The following is a 1,485-nucleotide window of genomic DNA, read 5'->3' as shown; positions in this document are numbered from 1 at the left end:
TGACTTCTATTACAACATCCCCATGCATGAATACAGCCGTTATTGGTTTGAACACTTGGACATTATCGAACAGGGCGAGGAATTTTTAGTTGTGGAGAAAATCCCTTACGACAAAATCCCGAAACCGTCCATCATGGCTGCTATGAAAAGAGGTAAAGGCGTGAAGCGTGTTGTGAAAGCTTACAGCACGAAAGGAAGTGGAAAACATGCGAATGACAATTGGCGATGACGAACACGTTTTTATCTGTGGTCAAACCGGTACAGGTAAATCGGTTGTCGCTGAGGTATATCTCGCTGGGAAAGACCATGTGGTAAAGCTTGATACGAAAGGCGAAGTACACGAGCGCCGCAAGAAACGGCAGGAATTGTGGCATGGCTTGCAGGAAGGTAAGGACTTTACTGTGGTTCACCGATTGGAAGACGTGTCCGAGGTCGAGACGCCGAAAATTATCTATTGCCCGGTCGCTGAAGAATTAGAGCCGGAATATTACAACGCGCTCATGAGCTGGGTGTACAAGCGTGAAAATACGATTCTATGGATAGACGAATTAATGGAAGTCGCGCCAAGCGCCCATAACTACCCGAAAGAATTGAAAGCCTTATACACGCGCGGGCGTTCGAAAGAAGCAGTCGTTTGGGCTTGTACCCAGCGCCCAACAGACATTCCGGTCATTGCTATGGCCAACAGTTCACACTATTTCATTTTCACCATGCAAAACCCGGATGACCGTAAAAAGATTGTGAAAGCAACAGGGATGCCGCAATTTATGGAGCAACCCGGCGGGCACAATTTTTGGTATTGGAAAGTGGGTATGCAAAACCCGGTACTAGCAAAATTGAAGCTTTAAAGGAGGTGATGACTTGGAGACACGAAAATTTGCAGGTGTCGGGCTGAAGAACATGATTGTCATTGCGCTATTCACAATGATGGTCATTGTCGTAACAAAGGTTATTGTCACGAAGCATCCGGTTAACGGTGTGACGCAATTAGTAAACGCAGTATAAGGAGGAAAAAAGCATGAAGGTTAAATGGTTAGTTCATACGTTCATTACTGTATTTATCACGATGGTTTTCATGTGGATTATTAAGAAAGCTTCAGCAAAATATCATATCCCGGTTGTATCTACAATCGCGGCAGAAGTCTAAGGAGGAATTTTAATTTATGGCAACTCAACAGCAACTATCAGCACAGGCAAAGGCTCAACTATTCTCGCAGGCTACCCGCCAAACATGGCAGATGATGGGTACACAGACAGTGACAGAGGACGCACAAACGGTATCATTCAACCTACCGAAAGTACGCCTGCTATCACAAATTTTAGTTGAATTTGACGCGACTGTCTCTCTCAAATCGCAGAACGCGGCAATTCCAACTAAACCATTTTCACCATACCAGATTATCAGAAATATTGCACTGGAATTAAACAGTGGATTCCGTCCTTTTGTTGTGTCAGGCGAAGCCCTTCACCTATACAGCTTAAACC

Annotated in this window: 3 protein-coding genes; all 3 read left to right on the top strand. The window is 44.8% G+C overall.

Annotated features, from left to right (window positions below; translation table 11 throughout):
- Positions 1–229, top strand: a 229-nt coding sequence (locus tag ACFXHA_RS45630; RefSeq protein WP_379367741.1) for a hypothetical protein, incomplete at its 5' end; no start/stop codon positions are given.
- Positions 207–848, top strand: a complete 642-nt coding sequence (locus tag ACFXHA_RS45625; RefSeq protein WP_376642745.1) for a hypothetical protein — start codon at positions 207–209, stop codon at positions 846–848. The genes ACFXHA_RS45630 and ACFXHA_RS45625, both read left to right, overlap by 23 nt.
- 315 nt (positions 849–1,163) lie before the next feature.
- On the top strand, positions 1,164–1,485 hold a 322-nt coding region (locus ACFXHA_RS45620; protein WP_379367740.1), incomplete at its 3' end, for a hypothetical protein.

It is taken from the genome of Nocardia sp. NPDC059240 (assembly GCF_042753865.1).
Taxonomy (GTDB): Bacteria; Actinomycetota; Actinomycetes; order Mycobacteriales; family Mycobacteriaceae; genus Nocardia.
Note: the sequence above shows the minus strand (reverse complement) of the source record. Positions and strands in the feature narration are given on the sequence as shown.